Below are 17,836 nucleotides of genomic sequence, written 5' to 3'. Positions count from 1 at the left end.
CCCTCCTTGGAGTCACGAGCGGTGAACATAGAGCGGGCGGGCGCTTCGGCCGCCCGCTCGGTGACGAGCGTCAGCGCCTAGTCGCTGGGATGGCGTGCGGTGGCCTTGTAGAAGAACACTTCGCGCGCCGACTTCTCCGACTTGCCCTCCAGGTAGTCGCGCTGGTTGAAGCCATCGAGCGTCGTCTTGACGATGCCGGGATACTTCCCGGCTTCGAGCTCCATCTTCAGATCGTTACGCTTGGCGCCGCCGCCGATGTCGACCAGCGTCGGCAGCCAGTCGAGCGACGCGAAGAGCTGGTTCTGGCCGTGGCCGTAGTCGCCATAAGCCTGGGAACAGCGACACAAGCCTTCCTATCGGACGCTGCGCCCCTACCCTTCCCCCTCAACCCCCGGCTCGCGCGGGGCATACAACGCCCAAACGACGCGCGTCAACCAAAAATGTCGCCAGCAACTCGGCTCTCTCCGGCGCACTGGCCCCATCCCGGCGGCCGTCGGCCATGCCGGCATCCTCGGGCAATCGGGGCGATGACCTTGTAGCTGCCTGCCTGCTGCCGGTCAGCGATCGCCCGGCTACGGCGGGCCGCGCTCCGGGAGGGGATCGCCGGTATCGAGCGAGAGCCCGAGGTGCGTCAGAATGCGGCGGATCACGGCCGGATCCTCGATGGTCGCCAGCAGGATCATCCGTCCGCCACACCTTGGGCAAGCGAGCACGTCGGTATCGAATGCCCGCCGCATGAGCTCGGCCCAGCTCCGGTAGCGCGGACGGCTACGAAGGCAGCGAGCTCCGAGTCGTCGTCGACCGCACGTTCCCGCTCTCGGAGGCCGCCGCGGCGCACCGGTACATCGAGTCGCGGGCCGCGCTCGGGCTCAAGAAGCCCCGGTGGCTCTGCCGTCCGGCGAACGTGAACGGCGGGGCGCCGGGCGCCGAGACGCTCGCCGATCAGCTCCTCTGCTATCAGGTGACCGCGCCGAAGAGCGCGAAGCTGGCGCCGGTCTATCTCGCCGACGAGCTCGGCTCCTCGACCGTCTCCGTGTCGCGGGCGGAAGAGGTCTGCCTGCCCGCGACGCTCGGGCCCTGACGGAGGCCGTCCGAGCAGGCGAGTGCGGGGAGTGCTTCCGCGGCGGCGGCCTGCGGGCGCGGTGTGGAGCGAGTGGCCACCGCCCCCGAGGCAGGCGTGCCAGAAGAGGTTCCCGCTCTGCCCGCTCGTGGCGCTGCCGGGATCGCGCCCGTGAACGTACAGGTCGCGGCGCCGCACGAGCGCGACCACGCGGTGACCGACGCCGCCGACGCCGCGTCGTTCATGTAGGCGAGACGGTACGGAGTTCGGCACGCGTCACGACGATGCTGCAGGCGCTGCTCCGCGACATCGCGAAAGGGCGAGCTCCGAGTCGTCGTCGACCGCACATTCCCGCTCTCCGAGGCCGCCTCGGCCCACCGGTACATCGATTCGCGGGCGGCGCTCGGCCGGGTGGTACTGACCGCAGGTGCAGAAGTCGCCCGATGAATCTTTTGAATCGCCGAGCACAGCGCTGGTGAAACAGATCAATGAGGTACTTAAGGATGCCAGGGCCGTATTCGCCATAAGCCTGGGAACAGCGACGTAAGCCTTCCTATCGGACGCTGCGCCCTACCCTTCCCCCTCAGCCCCCGGCTCGCGCGGCGCCACAAATCTCTTGACTTCCTTGGACACCTCGCGCTATCGGCGAGTCTGCCGTGGATACCACGGCGCGACTCGCAAGCACGCCACTCACGATCGAACCAGGGAGGTCGTCATGGGAAAATGTGTCGCTGCGTGCGTCACCATCGCGGTCGCCAGCGCATTGTTCGGTTCCCGACGTGCGAGCGACCACCGATCCGGCCGATGTCGCGCTGGCACGCCGTTCGTCGCGAACGGAGGCATCTTCACGTCGGGGCAGAACGGCGACGATCGGATCACCGGGATCGAGTCCATGGCGGTCTCCGGCATGCGGAACACCCTCGGCTCGTTGCCGCACGGTTCGCCACGTACGGGAAGCACGTCTTCATCGGCGATGAGAGTGCGTCCCTGGGCGGGCACGTGACCGATCAATGCATCGGGATCTTGGACAGCGAGGAGAAGCAGTCTTGCTCTCTGCCCGTGAACGCCAACACCGGCGCGACCGGCCGCACGGTCCTCGCCGCGAATCCCGGCGCGTCACTCTCGCGTCGGAGGATGAACTGATGGGGAAGGCAATCCAGACCATGGGTGCAATGACGCGGAGGACCGCATGCCGGTTCATTCCGCTCGGAGGGGATTGACGATGGCAGCTCCACGTAAGCGGCGAATCCCAGTGGTCAAGGATAGTCGCGGTCATGTTTCAGCTCCTCGAAGGATCGTGGCGCGGGGAATGGCCCACGAGGAAAAGAGGCTGAAACGCCGCTTCGACGAACTCGAGAGGCACCGCAAAGAGTCCGCCCGGGCCAACTCCGTGGTGCGAAACAGGCTGCTGGGGCCCCTGAGGAGGGATCCCGATTGGGCCTCCTACATTCGGGAGCGGCGAGATGCGGCGAGATCAGTCTCGTCCAAGCGCGTTGCTCCCCCGGGGGATCGCGTGGCAGGGATCCCCGTGATTCTCGGTTCCCTGATTCGCACCTTCACTCCACCGTTCGACCACGTTTGGACATCGAAGCAAACGCATGGCTCGCCTACGGCTTCCGCCTCGGCCACGGCAAATGGGGACCTGGCAGTTCGGGTGGTCACAGGAGACAACGAAGCGAGCGCCACCGCCAGCTCGAGAGTCGGCATTAGCTTTGCGTCGCCGCTCGATGGAGCCAACAACTTTAGGTTCTGGGCCAGCCCCGCCTTCTCGTTCAATTGGCACGAATACGTTACTGCGTCTTCGGCGCACTCCGACGGTTCCATTGGCCTTTACGCCCAGCGGTACGATTGGGCCGGGAATTTTGATGGTACGGTACTCGATTACACGGTTCCCCTCTGGAAAGACGACACTTGGTGGGACGATGGCGGGGGCTTCGATTACGTCAGCGCTTTCCCCCTTAGCGCCGGTTTCCAGATCGATTCAGATCACTGGTATGTCTTGTGGGTTGGCTGCCAAACCCATGACTCGGGGGACGGCTTCGGCACCTTTTCCGGCAGCAGTGTCCACGCGAGCTTGAACGTCCGGGTGCCTTCAATCGGTTGGGAAGTGGGCTAGGTTCGCCGCATCCGCAAGCGCACCCTGTTTCGCGATGAGATCCGGCCAATCGGCCGAGTTCGGCGGAGTTGGCATACAAACGGCACACAAGATTTCGTGAACCTGTCCATTTGTGGGTCTCTGGAGTATCGTCGAGAGCCCCGACTGTGCCCTCGGCCACAATGCGGCGCACGACCGCGAAAGATACACCCGTGGATGAGACGACTAGCGGGGCGCGTCTGTCGAGTTGCACTTGATGAACAGGTCCCGGGTGCTGCTGTAGCCGTAGCTGTAGCTGCTGGTCGTCCCGCCGGGCATGTTGACGATCGTGTAGCCGTTCGCTCCGCAGATTTCCCCGGCCTTCTGATAGCAATCCGCCGGGACGGTGACGCAGGTGTCGCAGCTGACGCGGTGTCCGCGCGTGCCATCGGGAAAGTATATGTCGTGCGCGGTCGTGCACGCTGCCAGCATCGCCAAACACGCGACGACAATGTACCTCATCGACATGTAACGCCTCCCTCCTCAAGTTCTGTCGTTTACCCTTTCTCCTATGTGCGGGTCCAAAGGAAAGTGGACCCCTACGGTCTCTAAACGGGTCGCTTAGTGGCCCAGCGATCGGGGTCAAGACCCGCCAGCCCATCAACTCGACGCCGTACAGCGGCTGAACCCGGCACCAACTGCCACCGCTACAACCACCGAGGATCGAGTCGAGAAACGCCCGACTGCCGACGGTGCGGAAGTCGTCGACTGCCCAGCGAAAGAAAATGGCGGCGGGCTGGATCGAACAGCCGACCTAGGGATTATGAGACCCTCGCTCTAGCCAACTGAGCTACGCCGCCCCAGACGTCGGAGGGCGGTAAGATGGCGAGCGCTCCCCGCGAAATCAAGCCAGGTCGCGCGCGGTGAGCGAGTCGCGGCGCACCGTTCCGTCGCCGCGCCGGATCTGGAACAGCTCTCCGTCCGGCAGCGCGATGCACGTGAGCGCGCCGCCGTAGACGCAGCCGGTGTCGATGCCGATCTTGTACGGCAGATCGACGACGACGCCGCGGTGGGGGGTGTGGCCGAAGACGACCGTCGCGCCCAGGTCGTGCGGCTCGTCGAGGAACTCCTCGCGGATCCACAGGAGGTCCTCGAGGCGCTGGCGGGCGAGCGGGATGCCCGGGCGGATGCCGGCGTGCACCAGCAGATACTCGTCGCGCCAGCGGTGGCTCGTCTCGAGGCCGTCGAGGAACGCGAGATGCTCGTCCGGAAGACGGGCTGCGATCGCCGCGGCCGGCTGATCCGGATTGATCCCGTAGCTGCGCAGCGCCGCCACGCCGCCGTTTCGGAACCACACCTCGCCCCAGTGTCCGGGGCGGCCGAGGAACGCGAGCGCCATGTCCTCGTGGTTCCCCTTCAAGAACACGGGCTGCGCCGGCGTCTTCGCGCGCCACGCGAGCAGCGTCGCGATCACGCCGCGCGAGTCGGGGCCGCGATCGATGTAGTCCCCGACGAAGACGACCGTGTCCTGCGCCGAGAGCGGCAGCGCCTCGAGGAGCGCCGACAGCTCGTCGACGCAGCCGTGGACGTCGCCGATGGCGAACAGGCGGCCGCGCGCATCAGCCATGGCGCGGCTCCTTCGCGAGGAGCGCGGCGAGCGCCTGAGGGTCCGCGAGGATGCGCGTCGCCGCGGTGTACGGGTCCATCGTGCCGGCTCTCACCGACTCCACGAGCGACGCGAGACCGTCCGAGGCGAGGCCTTCCCGCACCCGCCGGTGCAGCTCCTCGTCCAGGATGTCGAGCACATCGCCGGCGCGACGCGCCCGCTCCCGTTCGTCGCGACGATCGTGCGTGCGGACGAACGCGCGATGGCGCTCGAGCGCCTCGACGACCGGCGTCGTGCCGACGTCGTCCTTCGCCTGCGCGCGCAGGACGGGGATCGTCCATTCCGTCGCCGGGCGCAGCGTGAGCATCTGCGACAGCTCCTGCTGGAGCCGGTCGGCACCCTCGCGATCGGCCTTGTTCACGACGAAGAGGTCGGCGATCTCGAGCAGGCCCGCCTTCATAACCTGCACGGCGTCGCCTGCCTCGGGGACGAGCACGACGATCACCGTGTCGGCGAGCCGCATGATGTCGAGCTCGGTCTGCCCCACGCCCACCGTTTCGACGATGACGTCGTCCATGCCGAACGCGTCGAGCAGCCGGACGATGTCGCGCGCGGCGCGCGGAATGCCGCCGTGGCTGCCGCGCGTGGAGAGGCTGCGGATGAAGACGCCCGGATCGAGGAAGTGGGCCTGCATGCGGATGCGGTCGCCCAGCACCGCGCCGCCGGAGAACGGGCTCGACGGGTCGACGGCGACGATCCCGACTTTGCGGCCCTGGGCGCGGAGCTGCGCCGCCATGCGATCGACCAGCGTCGACTTGCCCGCGCCGGGCGGCCCCGTGACGCCGATCACGTGCGCCTTGCCGACCCGCGCGTAGAGGCGCGCCATGATCGCCGGCACCGCGGCCGCCCTGCCCTCGACCAGCGTCATCAGGCGCGCCAGCGCGGTGCGGTCGCCCGCCAACATGCGGTCGACGAGCGATACCGCGTCCATCGAGGTCCACGTAGAGGCGTAGCTGCGCATCGTCAAGCCGAGCGAGGTTGACCCGCCGGCGGCGCGCGGAGAGGATGTGCACCATGGCGGCACGGCAGGTGGAGCTCACCGTGCAGGCGCTCGCGCGGAGCACGTGGATCGTGGGCGGGCTTCTGCTCGTCGCGATCGGCATCGGCGACCTCGCGGTCGGACGCTCGAAGCTCGCGCAGTACCAGGAGGTGCTCACACGCGCGCCGGAAACGCCGCCGCGCGATCCGGCGACGCTCTTCCCGAAGGCGACGGAGAGCGAGGAGCAGCGCGCGGTCGCGGCCGCGAAGGTGGGCTTCTACCGCCTCTTGTTCGTCTCCGGGCAGCTCCTCACGCTCGGCGGGCTCGTGCTGCTCGTCGTCGGACTCCTCCAGCTTCGCCCGCGCGCGGTGCCCGATGCGGCCGAGGCACCTCGTTCACGTTGACATCCTCACCCGTCGCATCTACAACGCGAACAAATTTGCACACCGGAGCTCTCTCTGGTGGTGGGCGAGGGGCGGTTGGGAGCGACAGGGAGTCGTGACGAGCTGGCGGATGCGGGTGACCGTGGGAGGGCGCTCGCCGTCCGGACCGGTGTTGTGGATGCCTTCGTCGCCCTGTTCGTCCGCGCGCTCGACCTCGACCGGCTCCTCTTCCTGATCGACGATCTTCCGGGCCAACCGATGCGCTGCGTGGGCGCCCACGGGCCCGTCCCGCGCGAGCCGGTCGTGACGGGCGCGGTGCCGCCCGGCGGCCCATGGAGCGCGAGCTTTCCGGTCGAGTCGGGCGGCCGCGTGGGCGGCGTCCTGCTCCTCGGCCGCGCCAACGACGAGCCGCTCGACGCCAAGGACTACGCCCTCGCCCGGCAGCTCGCCGACGGCGCCGGATCGATCCTCGAGAACGCCGGCCTCGCAGCCGACCTCGAGCACGCCCGCGGCCTCCTCCAGCGCGCCGACCGGCTCTCCGCGCTGGGCACGCTCGCGGCCGGCGTCGCGCACGAGATCCGCAATCCCCTCGTCTCGGTGCGGACCTTCATCCAGCTCCTACCCGAGCGCGTCGACGACGAGGAGTTCCGCACGAGCTTCCGCGAGCTGGCGTTGAAGGAGATCGAGCGCATCTGCGAGCTGATCACGGACCTGCTCTCGTTCTCGCGTCCGAGCCCGGCCGACCGCGAGCCCGCGAGCCTGAACGAGATCGCGAGCCAGATCGTGCGCCTGCTCGAGCCCGAGGCGCGCAAGCGCGACGTCACGATCACGGCCGACTTCACCGACCTCGTGCCGATCGTCGTCGTGCACGAGTCGCAGGTGAAGCAGGTCCTGATGAACGTCGTGCTGAACGCCATCCAGGCCTGTGCGGGTCACGGCAGCGTCACCGTCACGACGCAGGTCGACGCCGCCGGCTGCGTCATCGAGGTCGCGGACACGGGCGTCGGCATGACGCCGGAGCAACGCGAGCACATGTTCGATCCGTTCTTCACGACCAAGGACAACGGCAGTGGGCTCGGGCTCTACATCGCCAACCGCATCGTGTCCGACCACGGCGGTCGCATCGAGGCGCGGCCGCGCGAGGGCGGCGGCACGATCTTCACGATCACGTTTCCGACCGACCCGCAGGAGCGTCATGGGTCGCCAGCCTGAGCGTACGGCACCGGCTCCGCTCCCGCCCATGCGCGCCGAGCAGGCGCGCCGCCTGCTCGCGCCTCCCTGGCTCCCGACCGTCACCGCCCCGTCGATCGCCCGCGCCTATCGCGCACGACCGCTCGCCGTGCCGGTGCAGCTCCTCGTGCCGACGCCGGCCCTCGGTGTGCGCCTGGCACGCGCGCTCCACGCGACGTCGGGGCCCACGGGCGATCTCGCGATCGCGCTCGGCGACGCCCCCGAGCTGCGCGCCCTGCCGGCCGGATCGACGCTCGTCGTCGAGCCGGCGCGCCTGGACGACGTCGCGCGCCTGCACCTGGAAGCGCTGCTCGACGACGGCGAGGTGTGGGTGATCGCGGTCGTCACGCCCGACGTCGTGCTCGACGAGGGCCTCGCGCAGCGGCTCGCGTCGATCGTCGTCGACGTGCCGCCGCTCACGCGCCGGACGCTCGAGCTGCCGGCGCTCTCGTCGGCCATCCTGCAGACGATCGCGCAGCGCGCCGGCCGTCCGACGCCCGCGCTCTCGCCCGCGGCGCGCACCCGCGTCACGACGCACCCGTGGGCGGGCGATCTCCTGGAGCTGGAGCAGGTGCTGGCGCACGCCCTCGCCACGACCGACGGCGACACGATCGACGTGCCGCATCTCGGCTTCGAGCCGGAGCCCGTACCGATCGAGGCCCCCACGGAGCCGCGCGACGAGGCGGCCGCCGCGGCGGATCAGCGGCTCGAGCTGCTCCTGGCCGAGCTGTCGCACGAGCTGCTGAACCCGCTCGTCACCGTGAAGACGTTCGCCGGCCACCTGCCCCAGCTTCTCGGCGACGACGAGCTGCGCGCCCAGTTCGCCGAGCGCGCCGACGACGCGATCGCACGGATGCAGCAGCTGCTCGACAACGTCGTCGAGTTCGCGCGCCTGGGCGCGCCCCGACACGAAGCCGTCGAAGTGGGTCCGGTGCTCGACCGGTTGCTGAACGAGGTTGCGCCCGAGCTCGCCGCGCGCGCCGTCCGCGTACGGCGGAACGGCGGCCCCAGCATCGCCTGCGAGGGCGACCCGGCGCAGCTCGAGTACGCGCTCCGCAACCTGCTCGCGGGCGTCGTGCGCGAGGTCCCGGCGCGCGACGAGCTGGTCGTCGACACGGCGCAGAACGGGGTCGTCAACGTGCGATTCGCCGCCGGCGACGCCACCGCCGCGCGGCTGCGGCGCCTGGTGGCGCCCGAGGGCGCGGGCGATCTCGGGGATCCGACCATGTTGCCGCTGGCGTTCACGCTCGCGCGCACGGTGCTCGAGCGCAACGGCGGATCGCTCGACGTTCGGGAAGACCCGCAGGGGCCGACGACGCTCGTCGTCCGGCTCCCTACGGCTGTGGGGATGAGGTGAGGAGGCAGCGATGGAGGTCGAGAAGATCAAGCGTCGGGTCCTGATCGTCGACGACGAAGCGGGTGTCCGCGAGTCGCTCCGCATGGTGCTGAAGGACACGTACGAGGCGGTCGCCGTGGGCAGCGGCGGCGATGCCCTCGATGCCCTCGTCGCCGGCGGCGTCGACGTGCTGCTGCTCGACATCGTCATGCCGGGCATGGACGGGCTCCAGCTCCTGGAGGAGGTGCGGAGCCGTTATCCGCGCCTGCCCGTCATCATGCTGACCGCGACCAAGACCGTGAAGACCGCCGTCGGCGCCATGAAGCTCGGCGCGTTCGACTACGTGACCAAGCCCTTCGACGTCGACGAGCTGCGCGTGATCCTCGACAAGGCGACGGAGAACGCGGCCCTGCAGCGCGAGGTCGAGGAGCTGCGCCACGAGGTCGGCCGGCGCTACCAGGTCGAGAACATCATCGGCCGCTCGGCCCGCATGCAGGAGGTCTTCAAGACCGTCCTCACCGTCGCACCGCTCAAGACGACGGTCCTCATCACCGGCGAGAGCGGCACGGGCAAGGAGCTCATCGCGAAGGCGATCCACTACGGGAGCCCGCGCGCCCGCCGGCCGCTCGTCACGCTCAACTGCGCCGCGATCCCCGAGACGCTACTCGAAAGCGAGCTCTTCGGTCACGAGAAGGGCTCGTTCACCGACGCCCACCAGAAGAAGCTCGGGCAGTTCGAGCTGGCGCACGGCGGTAGCCTCTTCCTGGACGAGATCGGCGAGATGGGACCGTCGACGCAGGCGAAGCTCCTGCGCGTGCTCGAGCACGGCGAGTTCCTGCGCGTCGGCGGACAGAAGCCCGTGACGGTCGACGTCCGCATCATCGCCGCCACCAACCGCGACCTCACGAGCGCCATCAAGGACGGTACGTTCCGCCCGGACCTCTACTACCGCCTGAACGTCGTCTCCGTGCACCTGCCGCCGTTGCGCGAGCGCCGCGACGACCTGATCCTCCTCATCCGCCACTTCGTCGCCAACAAGTGTCGCGAGATGAGCCTCCCGGAGAAGCAGGTGAAGCCGGAGGCCGCGGACGCCCTGCTCCGCTATCCATGGCCGGGCAACGTCCGCGAGCTCGAGAACCTGATCGAGCGCGTGCTCGTGCTGTCCGAGGGCCCGACCATCAGCCTCGAGGACCTGCCCGAGCAGGTGCGCCGCACCGACGCGTCGCCCGGCGACCTGAAGGATCAGGTGCTCGCGGGCCGGAAGTCGCTCGGCACCGCGGTCGACGAGTTCGAGCGCGAGATCATCGCCGAGGCCCTCCAGCAGATGGAGTTCAACCAGACGCGCGCGGCGGAGATGCTCGGCACGACGCGGCGGATTCTCAAGTACCGGATGGACAAGCTCGGGATCGACACCCCGGATCGCTGAGCGACGTGCACAGAGAGCCGCATCGACAACCGCGGCGGTGTCGGCTAGGCGGGAGACCGGGCCATGGCCTTCCCCTCGCTTCGTCCGCTTTCGGTCGTCGTGCTCGTCGGCGTGCTGTCGGGATGCGCCAGGCAGGTCCCCTACCAGCCGAACGACGCCGTGCTGGAGGGTATGACGCGCGCGCAGCGGGAGCAGGCCTTCGTCGAGACGCTGAGCCGCGCCCTCAAGCCGCGCATCGTCCAGGCGTGGATCGACGATGCCTCGTACGGGTACGACGCCGCCGTGACGATACGCGACGGGTTCGGCATTCCCACCGGGTACTACGGAGGCCGCCGCCGCGTCGTCTACTTCGCGAACATCCGCGAGCTGCGGCTCTACACCAACAACGCGGTCTTCGTGGTCGACACGAGTGGTCGCACGGTCGACAAGCTCGTGTACGCGTACACCGACGACGCGCAGCGAATGATCGATCTCATGGCCGCCTATCGGGCGCGGCGCTACTCGGGCGCCAGCCAGGCGGAGCCGCAGTCGCCGGGTCGACCGCACCGCGCGTGGCGTCCGCCGCCGTACGATCAGCAATACGACCCCCGCGGGAACGCGCCGCCGCCCGGCTACGACGACCAGAGCGGGCCCGACGACGGCAACCCGCCCGACGGCTCCGGTCGCTGAGTCAGACGCGCGACACCGCCCCGGCCGGAGGGACTGTGTCGGCACCGAGTCAGACCCGACACGCGGACGTTCAAGACTGTGCAGAGATTCCTTCCGCACGGCCGTGGCGTATGATCCTTACCCTCCCCGCAGATGGCATGCTTCGTGCTGTTCGGACCTCGCCATGATCGAGCGCCCCCGTGTCCTCATCGTCGACGACGAGCTCGGCGTTCGCGAATCCCTGCGCGCCATCCTGGGCAAGGATTGCGACGTCCTGACGGCGTCGTCGGGTGACGAGGCGTTGACACTGGTCGGACGCGAAGCGGTCGACCTGGTCACGCTCGACCTGCGCATGCCGGGCCTGGGCGGCATCGCCGTCCTCGAACGCATCAAGAAGGCCGACCCGGAGATCGAGGCGCTCATCATCACCGGCTACGGCTCGCTCGACACCGCCATCCAGGGCCTGCGCCACCACGCCTTCGACTACATCTCGAAGCCGTTCGACTGCGACCAGGTGCGCACCGTCGTGCAGGCCGCGCTCGCGCGGCGCATGGCGCTCAAGCGCATGCGCTCGGCCCCCGAGCAGATCCTCGCCACGCTGTCACACGAGTTCCGCACGCCGCTCAACGTCATCATGGGCTACTCGACCATGCTGCGCGACGAGAACCAGCAGGAGCTGTCGGACGAGCAGCGCCTGGCGCTCGATCGCATCCAGTCGAACTCGACGGCGCTCCTCGCCTACGTCGAGACGCTCTTCTACATGGTCGAGCTCGATCGTGGCCTCGTTCCGGCCCACATCGCGCGGGTGCGGATTTCGGAGGAGCTGGCGCGGGTCGTCGACGAGGTACGCGCGATCTCCGATCAGAAGGGTCTGTCGGTCAGGATCGAGGCTTCGGGTGCGCTCGAGCTCAAGACCGACCGCCAGATGCTGGGCCGTCTCATCCGGGCGCTCACGGACAACGCCGTCCGCTACACCCTCGCCGGCGAGGTCGTGCTCGCAGCCGAAGCCGGTCCCAACGGCACGGTGCTGCTCGAGATCCGCGATACGGGACCGGGCATGGCGCCCGAGATGATCGCCGAGACGCGCGACGTGATCGCCGCGCGCCCGAACGTCGATCCGCCGCGCCTGCTCGGCTTCGGCCTCCGCCTCGCGGGGCGCCTCGTGCGCGTGCTCGGGGCGACGCTCGACATCACCTCGGGCCCGACCGGGACGCGCTGCGCGCTCGTCCTTCGCCCGCAGGCGGGCGTCGTCGACCAGGACCAGGCCTCGGCCGTCGCGTAGCGCGCGTCGGTCACCGAAACGTCATCGGTGACGGGGCGTTAGCGTCGCGCGCATCCTTGACAGGCCTGCGGGCCTCCGATAGCTGCGACTCGTCCTGTGATGGAACCGTCCGCGCGACTCTTCGACGCACTGGAGCGCGGGCGCATCGGTGCGGAGCTCACGCACGCCGAGGCGACCGCCCTGCTCGAGTCCGTCCCGGCGACCGACGCCCTTCTGGCGACGGCGGCGGAGCGCCGCGACCGCGCCTGGGGGCGGACGGTCACCTACTCGCCGAAGGTGTTCCTTCCGGTCACGAACCTGTGCCGCGACCGCTGCACCTACTGCACGTTCCGCAAGGATCCCGGCGATCCCGACGCGTGGACCATGCGCCCCGAGGAGATCCGCGCCTGGTCCGAGCGCGGGCGTCGCCTCGGATGCGTCGAGGCGCTCATGTGCCTCGGGGACAAGCCGGAGATCGCCTTTCGCGGCTACCGCGACCTCCTGCGCGAGCTGGGCCACGCCACGACCGCGGCGTACGTCGAACGCGCCTGCGAGATCGCGCTCGACTGCGACCTGCTCCCGCACACGAACGCCGGCATCCTCACGCGCGACGAGATGGCGCGGCTGCGGCGCGTGAACGTGAGCCTCGGGCTCATGCTCGAGAACGTCTCGCCCCGACTGCGCGAGCGCGGCCAGGTGCATCAGTGGGCGCCGGACAAGGATCCGGCGGTCCGCCTGTCGATGCTCCGCGAGGCCGGCGAGCTCGCGATCCCCTTCACGACCGGCCTTCTCATCGGCATCGGCGAGACGCCGGCAGAACGCGTTGACACCCTCTTCGCCATCCGCGACCTGCACCGCGCCTACGGCCACGTGCAGGAGGTGATCGTCCAGAACTTCCGCACCAAGCCGACGATCCCGCTCGCCGACGCACCCGAGCCGGACGCGCTCGACCTCGCACGCACGATCGCGATCGCGCGGCTCGTGCTCGACGACGAGGTGAGCGTCCAGGCTCCGCCGAACCTCTCGCCGGACGACCACGCCCTGCTGCTCTCGGCCGGCCTCAACGACTGGGGCGGTATCTCGCCGCTCACGCCCGACTACGTGAATCCCGAGGCGCCGTGGCCGCACCTGCGTGCGCTCGCGGGCGTGTGCGGGGCGGCGGGCTACGCGCTGCGGCCCCGCCTGCCGATCTACGATCGCTACGCCGGCGATCCCGCGTGGCTCGATTCGGCGCTCCGCCCGGCGGTCGCGCGTGCGCTGGACCGGTTCTCGACGACGGCGAGCATGGAGGTACACCCCGCATGAGCTGGCTGGATCCGTGGGACGCCATCGAGGCGGTCGCGCTGAACGACGAGCCGGTCGAGCGCGTTCTCGGACGCGCGAAGCCCGAGATCCGGGCGATGCTCGACGGCGCGCTCGGACATCGCGAGCTCTCCACCGCCGACGCCGAAGTGCTCCTCCAGGTCGAGGGCGACGACCTGCTGGCGCTCGTGCGCGCCGCCGACACGGCACGGGCGGCGGACGTCGGCGGCGACGTCACCTACGTCGTCAACCGCAACATCAACTTCACGAACGTCTGCTTCGTCAACTGCCAGTTCTGCGCCTTCAAGCGCCAGCGCTGGGAGGAGGACGCGTACAACCACGGCATGGACGTCATCCTCGGAAAGGTCGAGGAAGCCATCGCCCGCGGTGCCACCGAAGTCTGCATGCAGGGCGGCATCAACCCCGACATGGAGCCGTTCACCTACCGGGACGTGCTCGTCGGCATCAAGACGCGCTTCCCGCAGATCCACGTCCACGCCTTCTCCCCGATGGAGATCATGTACGGCGCGCGCCGCACGCAGATGGACTACCCGTCCTACATCGGGATGCTGCGCGACGGCGGGCTCGGCTCGATCCCCGGCACCGCAGCCGAGATCCTCGACGACGAGGTGCGCGAGATCCTCTCGCACAAGAAGGTCGACGTGCGCACGTGGATCGAGATCATCACGACCGCGCACCGACTCGGCGTGCCGACCACGTCGACCGTCATGTACGGCCACATCGAAACGCCGGGGCACGTCGCGCGGCACATGGACCTGCTCCGCTCGATCCAGAAGGAGACGCGCGGCTTCACCGAGTTCGTGCCGCTCGGGTTCATCTGGGAGAACACGCAGCTCTACCACGACGGGAGGGTGACGCCGCAGCCGAAGGGCCTGCGTGACCTCCGCATCTACGCCGCGTCGCGCCTGTTCTTCCGCGGCTGGATCGACCACATCCAGACCTCGTGGGTGAAGCTCGGCCACCGGCTCTCGCAGCTCACGCTGCGCGCCGGCTGCGACGACTTCGGCGGCACGCTCATGGAAGAGAGCATCTCGCGCGAGGCCGGCGCCGACGCCGGCGAGTACACGTCGGTCGAGGAGATCTGCGCGCTCGTCTCCACCATGGGACGCCGCCCGGTGCAGCGAACGACCCTCTACCAACGCCTGGGAGCGTCCGGTGCCGCAGCCGCGGATCACGGTGCTGGCGGGTGGCGTGGGGGGCGCCCGGTTTCTCCGGGGGCTCTCGCGCCGCACTGACCCTCGCCGGCTCGCCGTCATCGGCAATACGGGCGACGACGAAGAGTTCTTCGGGCTCCACGTGTCGCCGGATCTCGACACGGTGCTGTACACGCTCGCCGGTCGCGCCGATCCCGGACAGGGATGGGGCATCGCCGGCGACACGTTTGCGACCCTGGGTGCGCTCGGCGATCTCGGCGAGCCCGCCTGGTTCCGGCTCGGGGACCGCGATCTCGCGACGCACCTCTATCGCACCGATCGGCTGCGACGCGGGTGGTCGCTGTCGCGCGTGACGGCCGCGCTCGCGTCACGACACGGCCTCGCGGCACGCGTGCTCCCGATGAGCGACGACCGCGTACGCACGTTCGTCCACACCGATGCCGGGCGCCTTCCCTTCCAGGACTACCTGGTGCGGCGGCGCGCACGCGGACGCGTGCGGCGAATCGAGATCGCGGGCGGCTTCCGCGCCCGTCCCGCGCCAGGCGTCCTGGCGGCGCTGCGCGCGAGCGACGCCATCGTGATCGCTCCGTCGAATCCGCTCGTCTCGGTGGGACCGATCCTGGCGATCCCGGCGATCCGGCGCCTGCTGGCCCGCCGGCGCGCGCGGGTCGCGGCCATCACGCCCCTGGTCGCGGGGCGGCCGTTGAAGGGCCCGCTGCACCGGATGCTGCGCGGCCTCGGCCACGAGGTGTCGCCGCGCGGCGTCGCTCGCCTGTACGCCGGTGTCGCGGGAACGTTCGTGCTCGACGAGCGGGATCGCCATTGGGCCGGGCGCATCGAGGCCCTCGGCCTGCGCGTGGTCGTGACCGACACGGTCATGCGGACGCCGGCGCGCGCCGCCCGCCTTGCCGGCGTCGTCGTGCGTGCGCTAGGAGCCGGGCGCCGATGACCGTCGCCGTGATCCCCGTGCCCGGTCTCCCGATGATCGAGCCCGGCGCGAACCTCGGCGTGCTGCTCGGCAATGCGATCGAGGACGCCCGCGTCGGCATGAAGCCGCAGGACGTGGTGGTCGTGTGCCAGAAGGTCGTCTCGAAGGCCGAGGGGGCCGTCGTCCGGGTCGCGGACGTCACCCCCTCGCCGATCGCCGAGCGCCTCGCGGCGCAGACGCAGGGCAAGGACCCGCGCATCGTCGAGGTGATCCTGCGACAGACCAAGCGCATCGTCCGCAACGATCGTGGCCATCTCATCGTCGAGACGGCGCACGGGTGGGTGTGCGCGAACGCGGGCGTCGACGAGTCGAACGGCGTCGCCGACGACGTGGTCACGCTCCTCCCCGAGGACGCCGATGCGTCGGCCGAGCGCCTGCGCACGACGTTGTCGGATCGCTTCGGCGTCGCGATCGCAGTGGTCGTGACGGACACCTTCGGCCGTCCCTGGCGCGAGGGCCTGGTCGAGGTCGCAATCGGGTGCGCCGGCATGGAGCCGCTTCTGGACCTGCGCGGGCGCGCCGACCTGCTCGGGCGCGAGCTGCACCACACCGTCGTCGCGCTGGCCGACGAGGTGGCGGCGGCGGCGGGCCTGGTGATGGAGAAGGACAGCGGGACCGCCGCGGCGATCGTGCGTGGGGTTCGCTACACCCTGGGCCCCGGGGGCGCCGCCGCGGCGCTCGTCCGCAAGCCCGAGTTCGACCTCTTCCGGTAGCCCGGCTACACTTCCAGCTCGATGTACGAGGAGTACTTCGGGTTCCGGGAGCCGCCCTTCCGGATCACGCCGGACCCGCGGTTCCTGTACCGGAACCCGTCCGTCGAGGAGGCGGCCGCTGCGCTTTCCTACGGCATCGAGCGGCGCAAGGGCTTCCTGTCGCTCGTCGGCGAGGCGGGCACCGGCAAGACGACGCTTTTGCGCCACGTGCTCGACACGCTGGCGGGCAACGTCAAGACCGTGCTCCTCCTCCATCCGACCGTCGAGTTCGACGAGATCCTCGAGTACCTCCTCTCGGAGCTCGGCATCCCGGTCGACGGCGGCCGCAAGCTGGTCCTCCTGCAGCGCCTGCAGGACTATCTGCTCGAGCACACGCGCGCCGGAGGCAACCTGGCCCTCCTCATCGACGAGGCGCAGGACCTGGCGCCGCACGTGCTGGAGGAGCTGCGCCTGCTCTCGAACCTCGAGACGGGTACCGAGAAGATCCTGCAGATCGTGCTGGCGGGACAGCCGGAGCTCGAAGCCAAGCTCGCCGATCCGGCCCTGCGCCAGCTCCGGCAGCGGATCGCGCTCCACATCCGCCTGCGACCCTTCTCGGCCGCCGAGGTCGCTGCCTACATCTCGCGACGCCTCGAGCTCGCGGGCGCGACGCGCGCGGACATCTTCGCGCCGGCCGCCATCCGGCGCATCGCCACCGTGAGCCACGGCATCCCACGCATCATCAACGTGCTCTGCGACGCGTCGCTGGTGACGGCGTTCGCGACCAGCGGGCGTCAGGTGAGCGCCGACATCGTCGACGAGGCGTGGGCCGACTACGCGCGCCTGGGTGTCCAGGTGCCGGAGGAGAAGCCGCTCGTGGCCCCGCCGTCGCCATCGCCCGCACCGCCGACATCACCGCTGCTGCCACCAACGCCCGGGCCCGTCGAGCCCGAGCCGGCTCCGCCTCCCGTCCACGTGATCGCGTCGCCTCCGGCGTCGCCACCGCCGCTCGTGGACGTGAAGCCACCGGACGAGAAGCCCCTCGAGCCGCTCGTCATCAACATCGGCGGCGGCGCGGCCCGATCGTGGCTCGCCGGCGTGCCGGTGCGCAACTTCGTCGGCGGCTTCCTGGTGGCCGTCCTCGCGATCCTCGGCGTCTACACCATGCGGACGCGACCGGCGTCGACCGCGCTGCCGGAGGAGCCCGTCGTCCTGGGCCCGCCGACGGCGGCCGAAGCGCGCGCCGTCGTCCACGAGTACATGCTCGCCTACGAGGACCGCGACCTCGACCGCATGATGGCGCTCTTCGCGCCGCAGGCGATCGCGAACGAGATCGACGGCGCCGACGCGATCCGCGAGGACTATGCCAAGACGTTCGCGAGGCTCGCCGAGGTGACGTGCGTCGTGCCCCGCGTCGACGTCACGCTCTCGGACGAGGATGACATCGTGACCGTCTCGGGGCCGCTCGTCATCGACTATCGCGACAACAATGGCGAGACGAGCGCGCTGCGGGGTGACGCCCGCTGGGAGATCGCCCGCCTCGGCGGCGCGCCCCGCATCGTCGGCTTGCGCTACACGCTGGGCGACGCGTCGTAGACCCGCGCGTCCGTTCGGTT

17 protein-coding genes, 1 tRNA gene and 3 pseudogenes are annotated in these 17,836 nt (G+C 69.8%); 16 read left to right on the top strand and 5 right to left on the bottom strand.

Translation table 11 applies throughout. The features are described 5' to 3' along the window. Positions 1-107: 107 nt before the first annotated feature. Positions 108-305 (bottom strand): annotated as a pseudogene (locus VMS22_09115) (arylsulfatase). Between the two features lie 476 nt (positions 306-781). Here VMS22_09115 and VMS22_09110 point away from each other — a divergent pair. From VMS22_09110 to VMS22_09090, 5 genes and pseudogenes are all read left to right on the top strand, one after another. Next, a pseudogene (locus VMS22_09110) lies at positions 782-868 on the top strand (zinc-binding dehydrogenase). 36 nt (positions 869-904) lie between these two features. Beyond that, positions 905-1,081 (top strand): hypothetical protein, encoded by a 177-nt coding sequence (locus VMS22_09105; GenBank protein ID HXJ34184.1) that lies wholly within the window; start codon positions 905-907, stop codon positions 1,079-1,081. A gap of 72 nt (positions 1,082-1,153) precedes the next feature. Next, positions 1,154-1,309, top strand: a complete 156-nt coding sequence (locus tag VMS22_09100) for a hypothetical protein (protein ID HXJ34183.1) — start codon at positions 1,154-1,156, stop codon at positions 1,307-1,309. A 23-nt stretch (positions 1,310-1,332) separates the two neighbouring features. Further along, a pseudogene (locus VMS22_09095) lies at positions 1,333-1,507 on the top strand (zinc-binding dehydrogenase). A 1,066-nt stretch (positions 1,508-2,573) separates the two neighbouring features. Next, complete coding sequence (locus tag VMS22_09090) at positions 2,574-3,176, top strand: hypothetical protein (protein HXJ34182.1); 603 nt, start codon at positions 2,574-2,576, stop codon at positions 3,174-3,176. 204 nt (positions 3,177-3,380) lie between these two features. Here VMS22_09090 and VMS22_09085 read toward each other — a convergent pair whose 3' ends face one another. The 4 genes from VMS22_09085 to meaB all read right to left on the bottom strand — a co-directional run bounded on the left by VMS22_09085 (position 3,381) and on the right by meaB (position 5,731). Next, entirely contained in the window at positions 3,381-3,662 is a 282-nt protein-coding gene (locus VMS22_09085) for a hypothetical protein (GenBank protein HXJ34181.1), read from the bottom strand. A gap of 258 nt (positions 3,663-3,920) precedes the next feature. Next, a tRNA-Met gene (locus VMS22_09080) sits at positions 3,921-3,994 on the bottom strand. Positions 3,995-4,038: 44 nt separating this feature from the next. Continuing rightward, complete coding sequence (locus VMS22_09075) at positions 4,039-4,761, bottom strand: metallophosphoesterase family protein (GenBank protein ID HXJ34180.1); 723 nt, start codon at positions 4,759-4,761, stop codon at positions 4,039-4,041. Then, on the bottom strand, positions 4,754-5,731 hold the full coding sequence (gene meaB, locus VMS22_09070) for a methylmalonyl Co-A mutase-associated GTPase MeaB (GenBank protein ID HXJ34179.1): 978 nt from the start codon (positions 5,729-5,731) through the stop codon (positions 4,754-4,756). Before meaB ends, VMS22_09075 begins: the two co-directional genes overlap by 8 nt. 83 nt (positions 5,732-5,814) lie before the next feature. Between meaB and VMS22_09065 the strand changes: the two genes are divergently transcribed. From VMS22_09065 to VMS22_09015, 11 genes are all read left to right on the top strand, one after another. After that, entirely contained in the window at positions 5,815-6,183 is a 369-nt protein-coding gene (locus tag VMS22_09065; GenBank protein HXJ34178.1) for a hypothetical protein, read from the top strand. 153 nt (positions 6,184-6,336) lie between these two features. After that, positions 6,337-7,374: an ATP-binding protein gene (locus VMS22_09060; protein ID HXJ34177.1), complete on the top strand. Its 1,038-nt coding sequence runs from the start codon at positions 6,337-6,339 to the stop codon at positions 7,372-7,374. A 28-nt stretch (positions 7,375-7,402) separates the two neighbouring features. Then, positions 7,403-8,749, top strand: a complete 1,347-nt coding sequence (locus VMS22_09055) for a histidine kinase dimerization/phospho-acceptor domain-containing protein (GenBank protein HXJ34176.1) — start codon at positions 7,403-7,405, stop codon at positions 8,747-8,749. A gap of 10 nt (positions 8,750-8,759) precedes the next feature. Further along, the gene (locus tag VMS22_09050; protein HXJ34175.1) at positions 8,760-10,154 is read left to right on the top strand and encodes a sigma-54 dependent transcriptional regulator; all 1,395 of its coding nucleotides are present in this window, start codon (positions 8,760-8,762) and stop codon (positions 10,152-10,154) included. Between the two features lie 63 nt (positions 10,155-10,217). Then, on the top strand, positions 10,218-10,823 hold the full coding sequence (locus VMS22_09045) for a hypothetical protein (protein HXJ34174.1): 606 nt from the start codon (positions 10,218-10,220) through the stop codon (positions 10,821-10,823). A gap of 163 nt (positions 10,824-10,986) precedes the next feature. Then, positions 10,987-12,084, top strand: coding sequence for a response regulator (locus VMS22_09040; GenBank protein HXJ34173.1), 1,098 nt, complete (start codon positions 10,987-10,989; stop codon positions 12,082-12,084). Between the two features lie 99 nt (positions 12,085-12,183). Continuing rightward, positions 12,184-13,368 carry a 7,8-didemethyl-8-hydroxy-5-deazariboflavin synthase CofG gene (gene cofG / locus VMS22_09035; protein ID HXJ34172.1) on the top strand — a complete coding sequence of 395 codons (1,185 nt, stop codon included), beginning with the start codon at positions 12,184-12,186 and terminating at the stop codon, positions 13,366-13,368. Next, positions 13,365-14,621 (top strand): 5-amino-6-(D-ribitylamino)uracil--L-tyrosine 4-hydroxyphenyl transferase CofH, encoded by a 1,257-nt coding sequence (gene cofH / locus VMS22_09030; protein ID HXJ34171.1) that lies wholly within the window; start codon positions 13,365-13,367, stop codon positions 14,619-14,621. The genes cofG and cofH overlap by 4 nt, the downstream gene beginning before the upstream one ends. Next, positions 14,542-15,489 (top strand): 2-phospho-L-lactate transferase, encoded by a 948-nt coding sequence (gene cofD / locus VMS22_09025; protein ID HXJ34170.1) that lies wholly within the window; start codon positions 14,542-14,544, stop codon positions 15,487-15,489. Before cofH ends, cofD begins: the two co-directional genes overlap by 80 nt. Then, positions 15,486-16,241 (top strand): coenzyme F420-0:L-glutamate ligase, encoded by a 756-nt coding sequence (gene cofE, locus VMS22_09020; protein HXJ34169.1) that lies wholly within the window; start codon positions 15,486-15,488, stop codon positions 16,239-16,241. The genes cofD and cofE overlap by 4 nt, the downstream gene beginning before the upstream one ends. A gap of 21 nt (positions 16,242-16,262) precedes the next feature. After that, positions 16,263-17,816, top strand: coding sequence for an AAA family ATPase (locus tag VMS22_09015; protein HXJ34168.1), 1,554 nt, complete (start codon positions 16,263-16,265; stop codon positions 17,814-17,816). Positions 17,817-17,836 lie beyond the last annotated feature (20 nt).

The organism is Candidatus Eisenbacteria bacterium (genome assembly GCA_035577985.1).
Taxonomy (GTDB): Bacteria; Desulfobacterota; Binatia; order DP-6; family DP-6; genus DATJZY01.
This window is presented reverse-complemented; position numbering and strand designations above follow the sequence as displayed.